Origin of the sequence: Serratia sp. EWG9 (assembly GCF_019913725.1) — a bacterium.
GTDB classification, from domain to species: domain Bacteria; phylum Pseudomonadota; class Gammaproteobacteria; order Enterobacterales; family Enterobacteriaceae; genus Serratia; species Serratia ureilytica.
This window is the reverse complement of sequence record NZ_JADNRO010000004.1, coordinates 355,398-373,133: the sequence shown is the minus strand read 5'-3', so window position 1 is coordinate 373,133 and position 17,736 is coordinate 355,398. Positions and strand designations below refer to the sequence as shown.

At 60.6% G+C, this 17,736-nt stretch carries 22 protein-coding genes and 1 pseudogene; 14 read left to right on the top strand and 9 right to left on the bottom strand.

Annotated features, from left to right (window positions below; translation table 11 throughout):
- Positions 1-135 precede the first annotated feature (135 nt).
- Positions 136-720, top strand: a complete 585-nt coding sequence (locus tag ITX55_RS12435; protein WP_047573692.1) for an NTP transferase domain-containing protein — start codon at positions 136-138, stop codon at positions 718-720.
- An 8-nt stretch (positions 721-728) separates the two neighbouring features.
- On the top strand, positions 729-1,781 hold the full coding sequence (locus ITX55_RS12430; RefSeq protein ID WP_047573689.1) for an XdhC family protein: 1,053 nt from the start codon (positions 729-731) through the stop codon (positions 1,779-1,781).
- On the opposite strand, the gene ITX55_RS12425 is transcribed toward ITX55_RS12430, so the two are convergent.
- Together ITX55_RS12425 and fumA are read right to left on the bottom strand one after the other, a co-directional pair.
- Positions 1,705-2,571 carry a helix-turn-helix domain-containing protein gene (locus tag ITX55_RS12425; RefSeq protein ID WP_033644684.1) on the bottom strand — a complete coding sequence of 289 codons (867 nt, stop codon included), beginning with the start codon at positions 2,569-2,571 and terminating at the stop codon, positions 1,705-1,707. The genes ITX55_RS12430 and ITX55_RS12425 overlap by 77 nt on opposite strands.
- A 153-nt stretch (positions 2,572-2,724) precedes the next feature.
- A pseudogene (gene fumA, locus ITX55_RS12420) lies at positions 2,725-4,370 on the bottom strand (class I fumarate hydratase FumA).
- A gap of 349 nt (positions 4,371-4,719) precedes the next feature.
- On the opposite strand from fumA, the gene ITX55_RS12415 reads away from it, so the two are divergent.
- The 6 genes from ITX55_RS12415 (at position 4,720) to ruvX (ending at position 8,924) form a co-directional block, all read left to right on the top strand.
- A complete protein-coding gene (locus tag ITX55_RS12415) occupies positions 4,720-5,232 on the top strand; it encodes a SprT family zinc-dependent metalloprotease (RefSeq protein ID WP_047026451.1) in 513 nt (170 codons plus the stop codon).
- Positions 5,233-5,333: 101 nt separating this feature from the next.
- Entirely contained in the window at positions 5,334-6,029 is a 696-nt protein-coding gene (endA, locus tag ITX55_RS12410) for a deoxyribonuclease I (protein ID WP_033644681.1), read from the top strand.
- 69 nt (positions 6,030-6,098) lie between these two features.
- A complete protein-coding gene (rsmE, locus tag ITX55_RS12405) occupies positions 6,099-6,830 on the top strand; it encodes a 16S rRNA (uracil(1498)-N(3))-methyltransferase (protein ID WP_025304244.1) in 732 nt (243 codons plus the stop codon).
- Positions 6,831-6,840: 10 nt separating this feature from the next.
- On the top strand, positions 6,841-7,791 hold the full coding sequence (gene gshB / locus ITX55_RS12400) for a glutathione synthase (protein WP_033651325.1): 951 nt from the start codon (positions 6,841-6,843) through the stop codon (positions 7,789-7,791).
- Positions 7,792-7,938: 147 nt separating this feature from the next.
- Positions 7,939-8,502 carry a YqgE/AlgH family protein gene (locus ITX55_RS12395; protein WP_004937452.1) on the top strand — a complete coding sequence of 188 codons (564 nt, stop codon included), beginning with the start codon at positions 7,939-7,941 and terminating at the stop codon, positions 8,500-8,502.
- Entirely contained in the window at positions 8,502-8,924 is a 423-nt protein-coding gene (ruvX, locus tag ITX55_RS12390; protein WP_015379046.1) for a Holliday junction resolvase RuvX, read from the top strand. Before ITX55_RS12395 ends, ruvX begins: the two co-directional genes overlap by 1 nt.
- Here ruvX and ITX55_RS12385 read toward each other — a convergent pair.
- Complete coding sequence (locus tag ITX55_RS12385) at positions 8,921-9,943, bottom strand: type IV pilus twitching motility protein PilT (RefSeq protein WP_108681987.1); 1,023 nt, start codon at positions 9,941-9,943, stop codon at positions 8,921-8,923. The genes ruvX and ITX55_RS12385 overlap by 4 nt on opposite strands.
- A gap of 20 nt (positions 9,944-9,963) precedes the next feature.
- Here ITX55_RS12385 and ITX55_RS12380 point away from each other — a divergent pair, with 20 nt between their 5' ends.
- From ITX55_RS12380 to hemW, 6 genes are read left to right on the top strand one after another with little or no spacing between them, the layout of a single operon-like run.
- Positions 9,964-10,671 carry a YggS family pyridoxal phosphate-dependent enzyme gene (locus tag ITX55_RS12380; RefSeq protein WP_042785369.1) on the top strand — a complete coding sequence of 236 codons (708 nt, stop codon included), beginning with the start codon at positions 9,964-9,966 and terminating at the stop codon, positions 10,669-10,671.
- Between the two features lie 19 nt (positions 10,672-10,690).
- Positions 10,691-11,512: a pyrroline-5-carboxylate reductase gene (proC, locus tag ITX55_RS12375; RefSeq protein WP_033644672.1), complete on the top strand. Its 822-nt coding sequence runs from the start codon at positions 10,691-10,693 to the stop codon at positions 11,510-11,512.
- A 31-nt stretch (positions 11,513-11,543) separates the two neighbouring features.
- Positions 11,544-12,098 (top strand): YggT family protein, encoded by a 555-nt coding sequence (locus ITX55_RS12370; protein ID WP_042785370.1) that lies wholly within the window; start codon positions 11,544-11,546, stop codon positions 12,096-12,098.
- Positions 12,095-12,385: a DUF167 family protein YggU gene (yggU, locus tag ITX55_RS12365; RefSeq protein ID WP_004948014.1), complete on the top strand. Its 291-nt coding sequence runs from the start codon at positions 12,095-12,097 to the stop codon at positions 12,383-12,385. Before ITX55_RS12370 ends, yggU begins: the two co-directional genes overlap by 4 nt.
- 17 nt (positions 12,386-12,402) lie before the next feature.
- The gene (locus tag ITX55_RS12360; protein ID WP_033651321.1) at positions 12,403-12,996 is read left to right on the top strand and encodes an XTP/dITP diphosphatase; all 594 of its coding nucleotides are present in this window, start codon (positions 12,403-12,405) and stop codon (positions 12,994-12,996) included.
- Entirely contained in the window at positions 12,989-14,131 is a 1,143-nt protein-coding gene (hemW, locus tag ITX55_RS12355; RefSeq protein WP_089192250.1) for a radical SAM family heme chaperone HemW, read from the top strand. The genes ITX55_RS12360 and hemW overlap by 8 nt, the downstream gene beginning before the upstream one ends.
- 36 nt (positions 14,132-14,167) lie before the next feature.
- On the opposite strand, the gene ITX55_RS12350 is transcribed toward hemW, so the two are convergent.
- The 6 genes from ITX55_RS12350 to trmB form a co-directional block, all read right to left on the bottom strand.
- Positions 14,168-14,416 (bottom strand): DUF2442 domain-containing protein, encoded by a 249-nt coding sequence (locus ITX55_RS12350; RefSeq protein ID WP_025304253.1) that lies wholly within the window; start codon positions 14,414-14,416, stop codon positions 14,168-14,170.
- Positions 14,400-14,642: a DUF4160 domain-containing protein gene (locus tag ITX55_RS12345; RefSeq protein ID WP_004937418.1), complete on the bottom strand. Its 243-nt coding sequence runs from the start codon at positions 14,640-14,642 to the stop codon at positions 14,400-14,402. Before ITX55_RS12345 ends, ITX55_RS12350 begins: the two co-directional genes overlap by 17 nt.
- Before the next feature lie 95 nt (positions 14,643-14,737).
- Positions 14,738-15,460 (bottom strand): DUF2884 domain-containing protein, encoded by a 723-nt coding sequence (locus ITX55_RS12340; RefSeq protein ID WP_015379052.1) that lies wholly within the window; start codon positions 15,458-15,460, stop codon positions 14,738-14,740.
- A 30-nt stretch (positions 15,461-15,490) separates the two neighbouring features.
- The gene (gene glsB / locus ITX55_RS12335) at positions 15,491-16,414 is read right to left on the bottom strand and encodes a glutaminase B (protein WP_108682351.1); all 924 of its coding nucleotides are present in this window, start codon (positions 16,412-16,414) and stop codon (positions 15,491-15,493) included.
- 215 nt (positions 16,415-16,629) lie between these two features.
- Positions 16,630-16,956, bottom strand: a complete 327-nt coding sequence (locus tag ITX55_RS12330) for a YggL family protein (RefSeq protein ID WP_004937412.1) — start codon at positions 16,954-16,956, stop codon at positions 16,630-16,632.
- A complete protein-coding gene (gene trmB / locus ITX55_RS12325) occupies positions 16,956-17,675 on the bottom strand; it encodes a tRNA (guanosine(46)-N7)-methyltransferase TrmB (RefSeq protein WP_004937410.1) in 720 nt (239 codons plus the stop codon). Before trmB ends, ITX55_RS12330 begins: the two co-directional genes overlap by 1 nt.
- Positions 17,676-17,736: the final 61 nt, after the last annotated feature.

The following is a 17,736-nucleotide window of genomic DNA, read 5'->3' as shown; positions in this document are numbered from 1 at the left end:
CCGTAGACGTCATAAGCATATGCTTATAACTAAAATTATGTGATGATTAACAGGCTGTTTTCAACAAAAAAACATTTGCAAAACACATAAGGTTTGTACGCTAATAAATAATTTGCGCAAACGCGGGCTTGAACCATGATCACGGGCATCATTATTACCGCCGCCGGACGCGGGGAGCGCTTTATTCGGGCCGGCGGCCAGGGCAACAAACTGAATGCCGGGTTTGCCGATGCGGCGGGCGAGCGGCGTTCGCTGTTCGAACACACCCTGCGCCAGGCGCTGGCTTCCGAGCTGCCGGTGCAGGTGGTGACCCGTCCGGATAATCTGCCGGTGCTGGCAGCCTGCGCCGCCAATCAGGTGCCGGTTACCCTGCTCGCCAGCGCGGGCCTCGGCGACTCGATCGCCGCAGGCGTTGCGGCCACGCCGCACTGGCAAGGCTGGCTAATCCATCTGGCCGATATGCCGTTCGTCGGCGCCGACGTTTTCCGGCAGGTGGCGAGCGCCTTACGGCAACACGCGATCGTACGCCCCAGCTATGCGCAACAGCCCGGTCACCCGGTCGGCTTTTCCGCCCTATTGCGCAAACAACTTTGCCAACTGCGCGGCGATAATGGCGCCCGTGGGCTGCTGCAAGGCGCAGCGGTGCACCTGTTGCCGCTTGAGCACCCCGGCGTCGTGCAGGATATTGATCTTCCATCGCAACTTCCGGCCAGCGAGTAAATTCACCTATGCAACATCTTGATGTCACCGTGGTCAGCCAGGCGATAAGCTGGCTGCAACACCAGCCGGTCTGGTTATGCACCGTCCTCAGCACCTATGGTTCTTCGCCGCGCTCGCCGGGCGCGTTGATGGCGGCGACCCGCGACGGCCGCTACAGCGGTTCGTTGTCGGGCGGGTGCGTGGAGGAGGACTTCCTGCGCCGCGTGGCCGCCGGGGAGTATCAGGCGGCCAGCCAGGTGATCCGTTACGGCGAAGGCGGTATGACGCCCAACGTGGCGCTGCCGTGCGGCGGCGTGCTGGACGTGCTGATCGAGTATCTGCCGGCGGGAGAAGCCAGCGTCGCTTACCTGCGACGCATCGCCGGCGCGCTGGAAGGGCATCACGCGTTGATCAAACGCCTGACGCTGCCCCACGCCTGCCACAGCCTCGAGCAGAGTCATTTCACCAGCGCCACCCAGGTGGAACGCCGGCTCGAACAGATTACCCTGCATATCGCGGCCGCGCCGCGCCTGCTGATCGCCGGGCTGTCCAGCGTGGCGCTGTACTGCGCCGATTTCGCCGTGGCGCTGGGGTTTGAGGTGCTGGTTTGCGAGAATCGCCCGGAGGCGCTGGATAACTTCGCCGCCGAGTTAAAACCGGGCGTGACGCTGCTGCGCCAGTTTCCGGCCAAGTTCATTGAGGACGGCGGTTGCCACGCCAATACCGCCGTCGTGGCGCTGACCCACGATCCGCGTATGGACGATCTGACGCTGATGGAAGCGATCCACACGCCGGCGTTTTACATCGGCGCCATGGGATCGCTGAGAAACAGCGCGCGGCGGCGCCAGCGGTTGCAGCAGATTGCCGAATTCACGCCGCAGGAGTTGGAACGCATCCATGCGCCGATCGGCCTGCCGCTGGGCAGCAAAACGCCGGCGGAGATCGCCCTGGCGGTGATGGCGGCGATCGTGCAGCAGAAAAACCGGCGGCCGGCCGCCGACGGGATCAGTGCAGCGGCACCACCGGCACCAGATGCTGCAGCTCCAGATGCAGCTCCTCTTTCCCGCTCAGCGAATAGCTGAACACCGTCATGTCCGGCCCGTCACCGCGGGCCAGCCCCATTTCGGGCAGCACCTGCGTGTAAATTTTAATGATGTGATCATTGAGCGCCACCGGCTTGCCGGAATAGCGAAAACGGCAAAACTCGCCGTGGATCTCCGGCAGCGGCTCCAGCGCCACGCCTTCACGCAGCGGATAGTCCGTCGTCACGCCCAGGGTATAGTCGACCCTGACCCGCTCGCCGTCCGGCACCAGTTGGGTAAACGAATAGGTTTGCGTCGGGCGCTCGCCCAACAAGGTGTAAAACTGCGCCCGCAGCGCGCTGCGCTGCGGCAGATGCGACTTATCCAACCTCTCTATGTCCAGGTGGTAAGCGTACTGCTTGCCGTGAAAAGCGTATTGCCCTCTGGCGATGCTGACGCGTTCGACCTCAATATCGCCGGGCTGGCTGGCCGCGAGTGAACGCACCAGATTGCTGAAGTCCTGTTTGCGGGCATGACGATAAACGCTGGGCGACTCGGCGAAGTGTTTCTTGAAACAGCGCGAGAACGTCTGCTGATTATCGAATTGATATTCAACCGAAATGTCCAGAATGCTCTTCTGCGTGAAGCGCAAGGCGAAGGCGGCGAGGTAGAGGCGACGAGCGCGGATGTAGGAGGCTAACGATAATCCGGTCTGCTTCTTGAACATGCGCTGCAGGTACCATTTCGTATAGCCTGACTTGGCGGAAACGATATCCAACGACAGCGGATTGGTCAGGTTATCTTCAATCCAGACCAGCAATTCCCTGATGTGACTTTCCTGCGTACCCATGTGCTTGCCGAACCTTATGTTACCGATATTCCATTAGTCGAATTTTAGTGCTATCCGCGTAGGGTATACAGGTTAAAACTCGCCGTCCAGCAAGCTACAGGACTTTACACAGTCCCCCTTCACCGCCCGCGAGCGGTGGAGGGGGAGCAGCGATTATTTCAGGCAGCTGGCGCATTGGCCGGCCTGGATCTTCTGGAAGAAGTCATTGCCTTTGTCATCCACCAGGATAAACGCCGGGAAATCTTCCACTTCGATTTTCCAGATCGCTTCCATGCCCAATTCAGGGTACTCCACGCACTCCAGGCTCTTGATGCTCTGCTGCGCCAGCACCGCCGCCGGGCCGCCGATGCTGCCGAGGTAGAAGCCGCCGTGCTTGTGGCAGGCATCCGTCACCTGCTGGCTGCGGTTGCCTTTCGCCAGCATGATCATGCTGCCGCCGTGAGATTGCAGCAGGTCGACGTAGGAATCCATACGCCCGGCGGTGGTCGGCCCCAAGGAACCGGACGCATAGCCTTCCGGCGTTTTAGCCGGGCCGGCGTAGTAGATCGGGTGATCCTTGACGTACTGCGGCAGGCCCTCACCGCGATCCAGGCGCTCTTTCAGCTTGGCGTGCGCGATATCGCGGCCGACGATGATGGTGCCGCTCAGCGACAGGCGGGTGGAAACCGGATACTGCGACAGCTGTTTGAGGATCTCGGCCATCGGACGGTTGAGATCGACCTTGATCGCCTCGCCTTCCCCGGCCTGGCGCAGCTCCTGAGGAATGAATTTGCCCGGATTGTGCTCCAGTTTTTCCAGCCAGATGCCGTCGCGGTTAATCTTGCCTTTGATGTTGCGGTCCGCCGAACAGGAAACGCCCATGCCGACCGGGCAGGAGGCGCCGTGGCGCGGCAGACGCACGACGCGGATATCGTGCGCGAAGTATTTGCCGCCGAACTGCGCGCCCAGCCCCAGGTTCTGCGCTTCTTGCAGCAGTTCCGCTTCGAGTTCCAGATCGCGGAACGCCTGACCATGCTCGTTGCCTTCGGTCGGCAGGCCATCGTAATACTTGGTCGAGGCCAGTTTGACGGTTTTCAGCGTCGCTTCCGCCGAGGTGCCGCCGATGACGAACGCCACGTGGTACGGCGGGCAGGCCGCAGTGCCCAGCGTGCGCATCTTGTCGACCAGGTAGTTTTTCAGCTTGCCCGGCGACAGCAGCGCCTTGGTTTCCTGATACAGATATGTTTTGTTGGCGGAACCGCCGCCCTTGGCGATGCACAAGAACTTGTATTCTTCGCCGTCAACGCTGTAGAGATCGATCTGCGCCGGCAGGTTGCTGCCGGTATTGACCTCTTTGTACATATCCAGCGCGGCGTTCTGCGAATAGCGCAGGTTCTCTTCGATGTAGGTGTTGTACACCCCACGCGACAACGCTTCTTCATCGCCGCCGCCGGTCCAGACGCGCTGGCCCTTTTTGCCGACGATGATCGCCGTGCCGGTGTCCTGGCAGGTCGGTAAAATACCCTTGGCGGCGATTTCTGAGTTACGCAGAAATTGCAGCGCAACGTACTTGTCGTTTTCGCTGGCGTCCGGATCTTTGAGGATATCGGCCACCTGCTGTTGGTGCGCCGGGCGCAGCATGAAGACGCGTCGTGGAACGCATGCTGGGCAAGCAGGGTTAACGCTTCAGGGGCAACTTTCAGTATTTCCTGGCCTTCAAACTCGCTCACGGAAACGTGGTCGCGGCTCAGCAGGTAATATTCGGTATCGTCTTTCTTCAGCGGGAACGGATCTTGATAGTGGAACGGTTTATTCGACATTGATCTCTCACTTGCAACATCAGCTGCGTTAAATTCACACTTGCGGCGCGCGAGGCGGCGCCTTGTCAAAAAACTGCCTTCACCTTACGTATTTTTAATCAGTCAGTTATTGCGCCAAATCGCAAAATAACCGCTCTTTGCGTAAGGGATTGCCACAGGCGGCGTTTCAACCTTGCTCGGTGAGAACTGCGGGTACAGGCTCATCATGCACGCTTTATTATCCCGCAGTTAACACATTGATTACAATCCATCGGTGGCGATCGCTTTATCAATGTGGCGAAAAAGCGCCGGATGCGATTTGCGCCGGTGCGTATTGTCAGCCGCCGCGCCATTGCTTAAGCTAGCCGCAATGAACAAACCGAGAATCCCCATCGCGCTGCAACAAGCGGTGATGCGCTGCCTGCGAGAAAAGCTGCAGTTGGCCCGCCGGCATTTTGCCGTCGAGTTCCCCGAACCCAGCATCGTCTATCAGCAACGCGGCACCAGCGCGGGCACCGCCTGGCTGCAAAGCTGGGAAATCCGCCTGAACCCGGTGCTGCTGCTGGAAAACCAACAGCAGTTTATCGATGAAGTGGTGCCGCACGAACTGGCGCACCTGCTGGTGTTTCGCCAATTCGGCCGGGTGGCGCCGCACGGCCGCGAATGGCGCTGGATGATGGAAAGCGTGCTGCTGACGCCCGCCAGCCGCACTCACCGTTTCGAAACCGCCTCGGTGCAAAGCAAGACCTTCCCCTACCGCTGCGCCTGTGGGCAGCACCCGCTCACCATTCGCCGCCATAACCGCGTGCTGCGCGGCGAAAGCGAATACCGCTGCCGCCGGTGCGGCGAAAAACTGAAATTTCTTGCTAGCGAGAACCTTTAGTTAAACGATTTATACGTTAAAACAAGCAAATATCGCCATTTGCCACTGCCGGCAAGTTCCGTTACCCTGCCTGCTTTTCCAATTTTGAGCTGTTTTGGAATATGCTTCGCAGAATTTTGTTTATGGCGGTTTTCGCCGCAGGTGCCGTACAGGCGCACGGCATCAATAACTTCTCTCAGGCCAAAGCGGCGGCGGCCAAGATTAACCGGGATGCGCCGGGCAGCTTTTACTGCGGCTGCCGCATCGACTGGCAAGGCAAGAAGGGCATCCCGGATCTCGCCGGCTGCGGCTATCAGGTGCGTAAAAACGCCCAGCGCGCGCAGCGCATCGAGTGGGAACACGTGGTGCCGGCCTGGCAGTTCGGCCACCAACTGCAGTGCTGGCAAGACGGCGGACGCAAAAACTGCAATAAGGACGCCACCTATCGCCAGATAGAAACCGATCTGCACAACCTGCAGCCGGCGATCGGCGAAGTGAACGGCGACCGCAACAACTTCATGTACAGCCAATGGAACGGCGGCGCAGGCCAATACGGGCAGTGCCCAATGAAGGTGGACTTCAAGAATAAACAGGCGGAGCCGCCCGCCCGCGCCCGCGGCGCCATTGCCCGCACCTACTTCTACATGCGCGATCGCTACCAGCTGCGGCTGTCACGCCAGCAAACCCAACTGTTCGAGGTGTGGAACCGGCAATATCCGGTGAGCCAATGGGAATGTCAGCGTGAAGCACGTATCGCCAAGGTGCAGGGCAACCACAACCCCTATATTCAACAGGCTTGTCAGCAGCGGAAAAGCTAACCTACTATAGCCTTTATCTTTCATGGCGCCGCCAACCCGCGGCGCCGTTTCGTCAGGATCAGACTACCCATGCGCATACCCCGCATTTACCATCCGCAGCCGTTGACCGACCGGGCGGAGATCGCCCTCAGCGAGGACGCCGCCAACCACGTCGGGCGCGTGCTGCGCATGAGCGCCGGCCAGGCGCTGCAGCTGTTCGACGGCAGCAACCAGGTGTTCGACGCCGAGATAGTCCGGGTGGACAAAAAGAGCGTGCTGGTGCGCCTTGGCGACGGCCGCGTGGAGGACATCGAATCGCCGCTCAACCTGCATCTGGGCCAGGTGATCTCGCGCGGCGAGAAGATGGAGTTCACCATCCAGAAATCCATCGAGCTGGGCGTCAACGTCATCACCCCGCTGTTTTCCGAGCGCTGCGGCGTCAAGTTGGACGGCGAGCGTCTGGCGAAGAAAATCCAACAATGGCAGAAGATCGCCATCGCCGCCTGCGAACAGTGCGGCCGCAACCGCATTCCCGAAATCCGCGAGGCGATGTCGCTGGAGGCCTGGTGCGCCGAGCAGGACGGCAGCCTGAAACTCAACCTGCACCCGCGCGCCAGCCACAGCATCAACACGCTGCCGCAGCCGGTAGACCGCGTTCGCCTGCTGATCGGCCCGGAAGGCGGTTTGTCCGCCGACGAAATCGCCATGACCACCGACCACGGATTTACTGATATTCTGCTGGGACCACGCGTTCTGCGTACCGAAACCACAGCGCTCACCGCCATTACCGCTCTGCAGGTCCGCTTCGGCGACCTGGGTTAAAGGAGAAAAGATGATTAAGCTCGGCATCGTGATGGATCCTATCGATTCCATCAACATCAAGAAAGACACCAGCTTCGCCATGCTGCTCGAAGCGCAGCGCCGCGGTTACGAATTGCACTACATGGAGATGAACGATCTCTATCTGCACGCCGGTGACGGGCGCGCCCGCACCCGCCTGCTGAGCGTGAAGGAAGACAAGGAGAGCTGGTTCAGCTTCGGCGCCGAGCAGGATCTGGCGCTGCACGATCTGGACGTGATCCTGATGCGCAAGGATCCGCCGTTCGATACCGAATACATCTACGCGACCTACATTCTGGAACGCGCCGAAGTCAAAGGCACGCTGGTGGTCAACAAGCCGCAAAGCCTGCGCGACTGCAACGAGAAGCTGTTCACCGCCTGGTTCTCGGAACTGACGCCGGATACGCTGGTCAGCCGCAGCGCCGCGCACATCCGCAAATTCCACCAGCAGCACGGCGACATCATCCTGAAACCGCTGGACGGCATGGGCGGCGCGTCTATCTTCCGCGTGAAGCAGGACGATCCTAACCTGTCGGTGATCATCGAAACCCTGACCGAACACGGCAGCCGTTTCTGCATGGCGCAGAACTTCCTGCCGGCGATCAAGGACGGCGACAAGCGCATCCTGGTGGTGGACGGCGAGCCGGTGCCTTACTGCCTGGCGCGCATTCCGGCGCAGGGTGAGACCCGCGGCAACCTGGCGGCCGGCGGCCGCGGCGAAGCGCGCCCGCTGAGCGAAAGCGACTGGAAAATCGCCCGCGCCGTCGCCCCGACGCTGAAAGAGAAAGGGCTGATCTTCGTCGGCCTGGACGTGATCGGCGATCGCCTGACCGAAATCAACGTCACCAGCCCAACCTGCGCGCGCGAGATCGAGGCGGCATTCCCGATTTCGATTACCGGCATGCTGATGGACGCCATTGAAAAGCGCCTGGCGGCGAAGTAATGCGTCATGCGGGCGGCATGCCGCCCGCTATCCTGTATCGCGCCCGCCAAAGCCCGCCTTTCCGGCAGCGGCTTGAAAGGCGGCGGGTATAGCCGCATACTGGCGGCTGTTTATTTTCTCACCCATTGATTACCTTATACTAACGCCATGAATTTACAGCACCATTTTCTGATCGCCATGCCAACGCTGCAGGATCCTCGCTTCAAGCGCTCGGTGATTTACATTTGCGAGCACAATGAAGAAGGCGCCATGGGTTTGGTGATCAATAAACCGGTGGAGCAGTTCACGGTAGCCACGGTGCTGAGCAAGCTGAAGATCATGCCGCCTGCGCGCGATCCGGCCATCAGCCTGGACAAGCCGGTGTTCGCCGGCGGCCCCCTGGCGGACGATCGCGGATTTATCCTGCATACGCCGCGCCACGGCTTTGGCGCCAGCATTCAAATTTCCCCCAACACCATGATCACCACCTCGAAAGACGTGCTGGAAACGCTCGGCACGCCGGAGCAACCGGACGACGTGCTGGTGGCGCTGGGTTATGCGGGTTGGGAGAAGGGCCAGTTGGAGCAGGAAGTATTGGAAAACGCCTGGCTGACCATCGAAGCCAACACCGACATTTTGTTCCGCACGCCGATCGCCAGCCGCTGGCGCGAGGCGGGGAACCTTTTGGGTATCGACATTCGCAGCATCGCCAACCACGCAGGACACGCCTGATGAGTAACCGCACCATTATCGCCTTCGACTTTGGCACCAAAAGCATCGGCGCGGCCGTCGGCCAGGAGTTGACCGGCAGCGCCCGCGCCCTGCCGGCTTTCAAAGCGCAGGACGGTTCGCCGGACTGGCTGAAAATCGAAAAACTGCTGAAGGAGTGGCAGCCGGATTTGGTGGTGGTCGGCCTGCCGCTGAACATGGACGGCACCGAACAGCCCGTTACCGCCCAGGCGCGCAAGTTCGCCAACCGCCTGCACGGCCGCTTCGGCATCCAGATCGATCTGCATGACGAGCGTCTGAGCACCGTGGAGGCGCGCGCCAACCTGTTCGATCGCGGCGGCTTCCGCGCGCTTGATAAAGGCAGCGTGGATTCCGCCTCCGCGGTGGTTATCCTCGAAAGCTGGTTCGAACGGCAGCTGGGCTAAACGCCCGTTCCCTCCCCCGCGCAGTCCCCCAACACACCGGCGTCGATCCGCTGCTGCAAACCTTGCTCAAAGGTTTGCATGCCGGACTGCGCGCCGGTTTGCAACACGCTCGCCAACTGATGCGTTTTCCCTTCACGGATCAGGTTGCTGACCGCCGCCGTCGCCGTCAGCACTTCAAAGATCGCCACTCGTCCGCCGCCGGGGCGCCTCATCAGCTTTTGCGCGATCACCGCTTGCAGGCTGCCCGCCAGCTGGGCGCGCACATAGGGTTTCTCTTCCGCCGGAAACACGTCCACCAGCCGTTCTACCGCCTGCGGCGCGCTGCGGGTATGCAGCGTCGTCAGCACCAGGTGGCCGGTCTCCGCCGCAGTGAGCGCCAGCCGGATGGTGGCGGTATCGCGCAGCTCGCCCAGCAGGATCACATCCGGATCTTCGCGCAGCGCGGCGCGCAACGCCGCATCGAAGCTGTGGCTGTCGCGGCCGATCTCCCGCTGCTGGATCAGCGATCGCCGGCTGCGATGCAGGAACTCGATCGGATCTTCCAGCGTCAAAATATGCCGCTGCTGGTGCCGGTTGATCTCGTCGATCATCGCCGCCAGCGTGGTGGACTTGCCGCTGCCGGTGGCGCCGGTGATCAGGATCAATCCGTCGGCGCGCCGCAGCAGCGCCGGGACGATGGCCGGCGCCGCCAGCTCGGCAAGCGAAGGCGATTGCCCGGCGATACGCCGCAACGCGAGAGAAATCCCCGCGCTTTGTTGAAAAACGTTGGCGCGCAACCGCTCCCCGCCCGGCCTGTGCAACGCCAGATCGACCTGCCCCAGCCGCCGCAGGCTCTCGCGCTGTTGCGCATTCAGCAATCCATCGCAGAGGGCCTGCGCGCCTTGCGCCGTCAGCGTTTGCGCCGCCGCCAGCGGTTGCAGTTCACCGTCGATGCGCAACATCGGCGGATGACCGGCACAAAGGTGCAGATCGGAAGCATTATGCTTTACACTAAGGGCCACGAATTCATCGATATCCATATCACTCTCCCGGGTCAATAATGAGCACTATCCAACAGAACCTGCAGGATGTCAGAAACCGCATCGCGGCCGCCGCGCAAAACTGCGCGCGGGCGCCGGAAGACGTTGCTCTGCTTGCAGTCAGCAAAACCAAACCTGTGGCGGCGATCGAAGAAGCCATCGCCGCCGGCCAGCGCGCCTTCGGCGAGAACTACGTGCAGGAAGGGGTAGACAAGATCCGGCATTTCGCCGAGTCGCCGCAGGGCGGTGAGTTGGTGTGGCACTTTATCGGCCCGCTGCAATCCAATAAGAGTCGGCTGGTGGCGGAACATTTCGCCTGGTGTCATACCGTGGATCGGCTGCGCATCGCCCAGCGCCTGAGCGATCAGCGCCCGGCCGACATGCCGCCGCTCAACGTGTTGATTCAAATCAACATCAGCGATGAGCAGAGCAAATCCGGCATCGCGTTGAACGAACTACCGGCGTTGGCCGACGCGATCGCGGCGCTGCCGAATCTGGCGCTGCGCGGCCTGATGGCCATCCCGGCGCCGGAAACGGATTATCAGCGGCAGTTGGCGGTATTCAGCCGGATGAACGACGCATTTCTCGCCCTGCGTCAGCGTTATCCGCAGGCCGATACGCTGTCGATGGGCATGACGGACGATATGGCGGCGGCGATCGCCGCAGGCAGCACCCTGGTGCGCATCGGCACCGCAATTTTTGGCGCCCGCGACTACTCGCAGGCCTGACAAACAGACGAGGGATTTGATGCAACATCGCAAGATTACCTTTATCGGCGCCGGCAACATGGCGCGTGCAATCATCGCCGGCCTGGTCGCGGGCGGCTATCCGGCCAAATCCATCAGCGTCTGCGCCCCTTCGCCGAAAAACCGTGACGCGCTGGCGGCGGACTACGGCATCGTCAGCAGCGGCGACAACGTCGCCTGCGCGCGTGAAGCCGACGTCGTGGTGCTGGCGGTCAAACCGCAAATGATGGCCGACGTGTGTCAGCCGCTGCGCGAACAGGTCGATTTCGGCGGCAAACTGGTGCTGTCGATCGCCGCCGGCATTCAGGTCAGCCGTTTCTATCAGTTGCTCGGCGACCAACTGGACATCGTGCGCATCATGCCCAACACCCCGTCGCTGGTCGGCAAGGGCATGAGCGGGCTGTACGCGCCGGCGCAGGTCAGCCAACAGGATCGCGACTACACCGGCGATTTAATGGCCTCAGTCGGTAAAGTTTGCTGGGTAGATGACGAAAATGGCATCAACGGCGTGATCGCCGCTGCGGGCAGCGCCCCGGCTTATTTCTTCCTGTTTATGGAAGCGATGCAAAAAGAGGCCGAACGCATGGGCTTCGACAGCCAGACCGCGCGCGATCTGGTGCAGCAGGCCGCTTCCGGCGCCGCCGCGCTGGTTGAAGCCAACCCGGATACGCCGCTGGGCACGCTGCGCGAGCAGGTGACCTCCAAAGGCGGCACCACCGCCGAAGCGCTGCGGGTGTTCAACGAACGCCAACTGCCGGAAACCGTGGCGCAAGCGATGCAGGCCGCCGTTTCCCGTGCGCAAGAAATGGAAAAATTATTTTAAATAACCACGAGTTAAGGAGAAGGACCACTTCATGCTAACGCTGACTTTCCTGGTCAAGACCGTTATTGATCTGTACGTGATGGTGCTGTTGCTGCGCATTTGGATGCAATGGACGCGCACCGATTTTTACAACCCGTTCTCGCAGTTTGTGGTGAAGATCACCCAACCGGTGGTCGGCCCGCTGCGCCGCATCATCCCATCGCTTGGGCCTATCGACAGCGCTTCGCTGCTGCTGGCGTTCCTGCTGATGACCATCAAGTACCCACTGCTGCTGCTGATACAAAGCCACGCGCTGTCGCTTAGTCCGTATAACCTGCTGTTCGGCCTGATCTCGCTGGTCAAGTCCGCCGGCTACCTGATCTTCTGGGTGATGATCATTCGTGCGCTGATGAGCTGGGTAAGCCAAGGCCGCAGCCCGATCGACTACGTGATGTACCAACTGACCGAACCGTTGATGGCGCCGATCCGTCGCATCATCCCGGCGATGGGCGGCATCGATTTTTCCGCCATGGTAGTGATCCTGATCCTCTATCTGATCAACTACCTGGGCATGGATGTGTTCGGCGAGATCTGGTTCCTGCTGTGAGTGCAGTCACTCCCGTGCTGGACGGGCTGGCGATCAGGCTATATATTCAGCCGAAAGCCAGCCGCGACCAAATTATCGGCTTGCATGGCGACGAACTGAAAGTCGCCATCACCGCCCCGCCGGTCGACGGTCAAGCCAACGCCCATTTGATCAAGTTTATCGCCAAGCAGTTCAAAGTGGCGAAAAGCAACGTCACCATCGAGAAAGGCGAACTGGGGCGGCATAAACAGTTACGCATCGTGAATCCGCAACAGATCCCCGCCGTGGTCGCGGCGCTCATCGAATAATTTTCAAGGTAGTCATTATGCAAAAAGTCGTTCTTGCCACCGGTAACCCGGGCAAAGTGCGCGAACTCGCCGACCTGTTGGCCGATTTCGGCCTGGACGTGGTCGCGCAAACCGATCTGGGCGTGGAGTCCGCCGAAGAGACCGGCCTGACGTTTATCGAAAACGCCATTCTGAAAGCGCGCCATGCGGCACAGGTCACCGGCCTGCCGGCGATCGCCGACGACTCCGGTCTGGCGGTAGATGCGCTGGGCGGCGCGCCGGGCATCTACTCCGCGCGCTACGCCGGTGAAGACGCCGACGATCGGCAGAACCTCGACAAGCTGCTGGCGGCGATGAAAGACGTGGCGCCGGGCCGGCGCGGCGCACAATTTCACTGCGTGCTGGTCTATCTGCGCCATGCGCAAGATCCGACGCCGCTGGTGTTCCACGGCAGCTGGGCCGGCGAAATCACCGAACAGGCCGCCGGTGAAGGCGGTTTCGGTTACGATCCGGTCTTCTACGTGCCGGAGCTGGGCCGCACCGCCGCCGAGCTGAGCCGCGACGAGAAGCGGGCGATTTCGCACCGCGGCAAGGCGCTGAAGCTGATGTTGGAAGCCATGCGCAATGCTTAAGCTGCCCCCGCTGAGTCTCTACATCCATATCCCGTGGTGCGTGCAGAAATGCCCGTACTGCGACTTCAACTCCCATGCGCTGAAGGGTGACGTGCCGCATCAGGAGTATGTCGATCATCTGTTGGCGGATCTGGATGCCGACCTGCCGCTGGCCGGCGGCCGGGAAATCAGCACTATCTTTATCGGCGGCGGCACCCCCAGCCTGCTGAGCGCCGAGGCGATGCAAGCCTTGCTGGACGGCGTGCGGGCGCGCATTCGCGTCGCCGACGACGCCGAAATCACCATGGAAGCCAATCCCGGCACCGTGGAGGCCGATCGCTTCAGCGGCTACCAGCGCGCCGGCGTCAACCGCATCTCCATCGGGGTGCAAAGCTTCAGCGCCGAGAAGCTGAACCGTCTGGGGCGCATCCACGGCCCGGAAGAAGCCAAACGCGCGGCGACGCTGGCGACCGGCCTCGGCCTGCGCAGCTTCAACCTCGATCTGATGCACGGCCTGCCGGATCAGTCGCTGGAAGAGGCGCTGGACGATCTGCGCCAGGCTATCGCCCTCAATCCGCCGCACCTGTCGTGGTATCAGCTGACCATCGAGCCGAACACCCTGTTCAGCTCGCGCCCGCCGGTTTTGCCGGACGACGATGCGCTGTGGGACATCTTCGAGCGCGGCCACCAGTTGCTGAGCGCCGCCGGCTATCAGCAGTATGAAACCTCGGCCTACGCCAAGCCGGGCTACCAATGCCAGCACAATCTCAACTACTGGCGCTTCGGCGACTATCTGGGGATCGGCTGCGGCGCGCACGGCAAGGTGACCTTCAGCGACGGACGCATCCTGCGCACCGCCAAGACCAAGCACCCGCGCGGCTTTATGCGCGGCGACTACATGGACAAGCAGCATGAGGTGGCGGCGGCGGATCGGCCGTTCGAATTCTTCATGAACCGCTTCCGCTTGCTGGAAGCCGCGCCGCGCGCCGACTTCGCCAACTACACCGGGCTGGCGGAAAGCGTCATTCGCCCGCAGCTGGACGAAGCGCTGGCCAAAGGCTATCTGGAAGAAACCGCGGAGCACTGGCAGATCACCGAGAAGGGCAAACTGTTCCTCAACTCGCTGCTGGAACTGTTCCTGGCGGACGACGAGTAAAAAAAAGCGCTGAATGATCAGCGCTTTTTTTCATGTTCAGGCGGCATTATGAGGGCGATGCGTCACGTCGCCACGCCCCTTCAGCAATCCCTCAACGGAAACATCCTCGTCCAACGCGTCCCAATGGATGCCGCGAGCGCTGAGCTCATACCCCGCCCGCTGTTCTTCCGTCGCGTTCAACAAACGGGGAAACCAGGCCAGCGGCACGCCAATAATTCTGGCGTCACTTAGTTCGACCCACATCGTCGTATCGTCAAAGCTGACGCGTTTAGCCGAAATACTCATGCCAAGCCTCCAAAAACAATGCCTGATAGGTATCAACCAGACCAGCCAACTCTTTTAGCGTTCTGGCGTTAAAGCCATCATTACGCGCCAACTGCACGCCAGGAACCAACCAAAATTTCGCTTCAGCCTCAGCGTCTCTGATATGAACATGCGGCGGCTCAAGCGGGTCACCCTCATTCGAATAAAAAAAGAACCTATAGCCTTTATAACGGAATATCACTGGCATCAATGCAAAATCCTTTTGCCGATTGATTATAGTTTAGCCAGTTTCTCAGATAGCCGTCGTGAGGTCAAAGAACGCACGGCGGCTATGCCTATCCGTTACTTCAACGCCTTCAGCAGATCCTTGCGCTGGGTTTCCAGTGCGGTGACGCGGTTGCACACGTCATGACCGAAGTTCTGGAAGTCCTGTTCCTGGTTGTTCCATTCGTTCTGGATCGCCTTCTGCAAGCCGCCCAAATTGCCCATGATCGCCTGCAGCGGGTTGCCGCCGCTGTTGGCGGCCTGTTTGACGCCCATCTCGTTCAGGCTGTCCTGCAGCACGCCGCCCATGCTCTGCTGCACGATGTTGCGGCCGTCCTGCTCCACCTGGTCGATCGCCTTGTGGTGGAAGGTCAGGCCGTCGCTGCGGTGCTCGATGATGCGGTTCATCTGCTGTTTCAGTTGGCCATTCAGGGTGGTCAGCCGGTTGCGCACGTTACTGTTGCTGCCCAGCTCTTTAACGATCACTTTATCCAGCGCTGCGCGGGCTTTCTCCAGGTGTTTCTGCGCGCCGTCGTCGATCCACGGCAGCTGTTTGCGCAAGGCGCTCTGGTAACTGAAGGCTTTCTGCCGCTGGCTGTCGTTCAAGCTCAGCGCCTGGCCGTTGCGGATCACGTCGCCATCCGGCGATATTTGCAGATCGCCGCTGGCGCCTTTCACCTGCACGCTCTGCGGGCTGATGATCACATCGTCCTGGGGTTTAACGCTGCACTGGTACTCGGCGTGGGCCTGCGCGGCAGTCGCCGCCAGCAGCAGTAAGGCTAACCCGGTTTTCTTCAACATAGCTTCTCCTGACTCCCATCCAGACTGGGATTAAAAAATCGAACGACCGATACGTTGAGACAACAGTTCCAGCGCCGCAGTTCCCGCCAGCGAGTTGCCGGAAGCATCCAGCTCCGGCGACCAAACGACGATCGACAGTTCGTCCGGCACGATGGCCACGATGCCGCCGCCCACGCCGGACTTGCCCGGCATCCCCACCCGATAGGCGAATTCGCCGGCGCCGTCGTACATGCCGCTGGTCATCATCAGGGCGTTGATCTGCCGCGCCTGCAGCGGGCTGATCACCACCTCGCCGCTGAGATCGCGACCGTGATTGGCCAGATAGACGAAGCTGCGCGCCAGTTCCACGCAGCTCATGCGCAGCGCGCAGTAGTGGAAATAGGTTTGCAGCACGGTGATGACGTCGTTTTCGAAGTTGCCGAACGATTTCATCAGATAGGCGATGGCCGCATTGCGATCGGAGTGTTCGAACTCGGAGCGCGCCACCCGCAGATCATAGGCCAGGTCGTCTTCACCGGCCAACTGACGCACCACCTCCAGCATACGCTGTTTGGGGGCGCTGAGCCGGGTTTGCAGCATGTCGCACACCACCAGCGCGCCGGGGTTGATAAACGGATTGCGCGGTTTGCCCTGCTCCATCTCCAGCTGCAGCAGCGAATTGAACGGCAGGCCGGAAGGCTCTTTGCCGACGCGCCGCCAGATCTCATGCTCCTGATAGCGCGTCAGCGCCAGCGTCAGACTCAGCACTTTGGAGATCGACTGGATGGAGAAGCGCTCCGCGGCGTCGCCGGCCTGGAACAGTTCGCCATCCACCGTACACACGGCGATCGCCAGCCGATCGGCGGGCACTTCCGCCAACGCCGGGATGTAGTCGGCCACTTTTCCCTGGCCAATCAGCGGGCGCACCTGTTGCAGGATCTCTTCCAGCAACGCGTTATCCAATGTTGTTACCACCTCGGTCACACTCCGGGCAAAACAAAGGCGCCGTTAAGGCACCTTAAATCCATCCCCGTCATACTTGAATCCGCATCTGTGTTGGCTGCGAGCGCTCACCCCAGTCACTTACTGAAGTAAGCTCCTGGGGACTCACCCTCTTGCCGCCGTGATGCGAATCCAATTATTTAGGGGGAAATAAGCGGCGCGAAGCCGCGCTCATCGGGCAAGCGCGATCAATCCCACCAGATATCGAACAGATCGCTGACCTTAACGTCGGTCAGTTTGCGCGCTTCCAGCCAGTTTTTCACCAGTTCGCGATGCTCGTCGGTGCAGTGGCCGATCTTCTGCAGGCAGATCAGACCTTCCCACTGCAGGTAGCCGCTGCCGTCAAACGCCAGACCGTTCGGCTCGATCACTTCATCGATGAAGGTATCCAGCGTGCTGTCGATATCTTCCACCGACGTGCCTTCGGCGAAGCGCCAGGCTACGGAGAAACCCAACTCCTGAAATTCTTCAATGTGCAACTTTTTACGTAAACGACGACTGCGGTTCTTAGCCATTATTCTTTCCTCTCAAACATCAAGTCCCAAACGCCATGTCCCAGGCGCTGGCCGCGTAATTCAAATTTCGTCAGTGGGCGCGAATCCGGACGCGGCACATAATCATTATCGCTGGAAAGATTACGGTAGCCTGCGACCCCGTTCATAACCTCTAACATATGTTCCGCATAAGGTTGCCAATCGGTGGCCATGTGGAAGACGCCGCCGGTCTTCAGCTTGCGCAGCACCAGTTCGACAAACGGCGTTTGCACGATGCGGCGCTTGTTGTGGCGCGCCTTGTGCCAAGGATCGGGGAAGAACAGCTGCACCATGTCCAGCGAGCCGTCCGGGATCATGTTTTCCAGCACTTCAACCGCATCGTGGCACATTACGCGCAGGTTGCTCAGCTTCGCCTCGTGGGCGTCGGCCAGGCAGGCGCCCACGCCCGGCGAGTGTACTTCGATCCCTAAAAAGTTCTGCTGCGGGTTGTTGCCCGCCATGGTCACCAGCGAGGCGCCCATGCCAAAACCGATCTCCAGCACCGTCGGCGCTTCGCGGCCGAACAGCGCGGCGAGATCGACAGCGTCAGCCTGATACTCCACGCCCATCACCGGCCAATAGTTCTCCAGCGCGTGCTGCTGGCCTTTGGTCAGCCGCCCCTGGCGGCGGACAAAACTGCGGATACGGCGCATCGCGCGGCCGTTCTCATCAAATTCCGGGGAGATGACGTCATTAATCATAGTGCTTTCTGTCTGTTTGGCTGCCAATTAGGGAAACGCGCATTATGCAAAGATACATTGG

Excerpts from the sequence above, each read along its gene's own strand:
- ITX55_RS12350 (WP_025304253.1), bottom strand. The coding sequence starts at position 14,416 with ATGAGTATTTCGGCTAAACGCGTCAGCTTTGACGATACGACGATGTGG.
- ITX55_RS12435 (WP_047573692.1), top strand. The coding sequence starts at position 136 with ATGATCACGGGCATCATTATTACCGCCGCCGGACGCGGGGAGCGCTTT.
- proC (WP_033644672.1), top strand. The coding sequence starts at position 10,691 with ATGCAACATCGCAAGATTACCTTTATCGGCGCCGGCAACATGGCGCGT.
- ITX55_RS12330 (WP_004937412.1), bottom strand. The coding sequence starts at position 16,956 with ATGGCTAAGAACCGCAGTCGTCGTTTACGTAAAAAGTTGCACATTGAA.
- endA (WP_033644681.1), top strand. The coding sequence starts at position 5,334 with ATGCTTCGCAGAATTTTGTTTATGGCGGTTTTCGCCGCAGGTGCCGTA.
- ITX55_RS12395 (WP_004937452.1), top strand. The coding sequence starts at position 7,939 with ATGAATTTACAGCACCATTTTCTGATCGCCATGCCAACGCTGCAGGAT.
- trmB (WP_004937410.1), bottom strand. The coding sequence starts at position 17,675 with ATGATTAATGACGTCATCTCCCCGGAATTTGATGAGAACGGCCGCGCG.
- ITX55_RS12415 (WP_047026451.1), top strand. The coding sequence starts at position 4,720 with ATGAACAAACCGAGAATCCCCATCGCGCTGCAACAAGCGGTGATGCGC.
- rsmE (WP_025304244.1), top strand. The coding sequence starts at position 6,099 with ATGCGCATACCCCGCATTTACCATCCGCAGCCGTTGACCGACCGGGCG.
- ITX55_RS12380 (WP_042785369.1), top strand. The coding sequence starts at position 9,964 with ATGAGCACTATCCAACAGAACCTGCAGGATGTCAGAAACCGCATCGCG.
- ITX55_RS12345 (WP_004937418.1), bottom strand. The coding sequence starts at position 14,642 with ATGCCAGTGATATTCCGTTATAAAGGCTATAGGTTCTTTTTTTATTCG.
- ITX55_RS12370 (WP_042785370.1), top strand. The coding sequence starts at position 11,544 with ATGCTAACGCTGACTTTCCTGGTCAAGACCGTTATTGATCTGTACGTG.
- gshB (WP_033651325.1), top strand. The coding sequence starts at position 6,841 with ATGATTAAGCTCGGCATCGTGATGGATCCTATCGATTCCATCAACATC.
- hemW (WP_089192250.1), top strand. The coding sequence starts at position 12,989 with ATGCTTAAGCTGCCCCCGCTGAGTCTCTACATCCATATCCCGTGGTGC.
- ITX55_RS12425 (WP_033644684.1), bottom strand. The coding sequence starts at position 2,571 with ATGGGTACGCAGGAAAGTCACATCAGGGAATTGCTGGTCTGGATTGAA.
- ITX55_RS12385 (WP_108681987.1), bottom strand. The coding sequence starts at position 9,943 with ATGGATATCGATGAATTCGTGGCCCTTAGTGTAAAGCATAATGCTTCC.
- ITX55_RS12340 (WP_015379052.1), bottom strand. The coding sequence starts at position 15,460 with ATGTTGAAGAAAACCGGGTTAGCCTTACTGCTGCTGGCGGCGACTGCC.
- ITX55_RS12360 (WP_033651321.1), top strand. The coding sequence starts at position 12,403 with ATGCAAAAAGTCGTTCTTGCCACCGGTAACCCGGGCAAAGTGCGCGAA.
- ruvX (WP_015379046.1), top strand. The coding sequence starts at position 8,502 with ATGAGTAACCGCACCATTATCGCCTTCGACTTTGGCACCAAAAGCATC.
- ITX55_RS12430 (WP_047573689.1), top strand. The coding sequence starts at position 729 with ATGCAACATCTTGATGTCACCGTGGTCAGCCAGGCGATAAGCTGGCTG.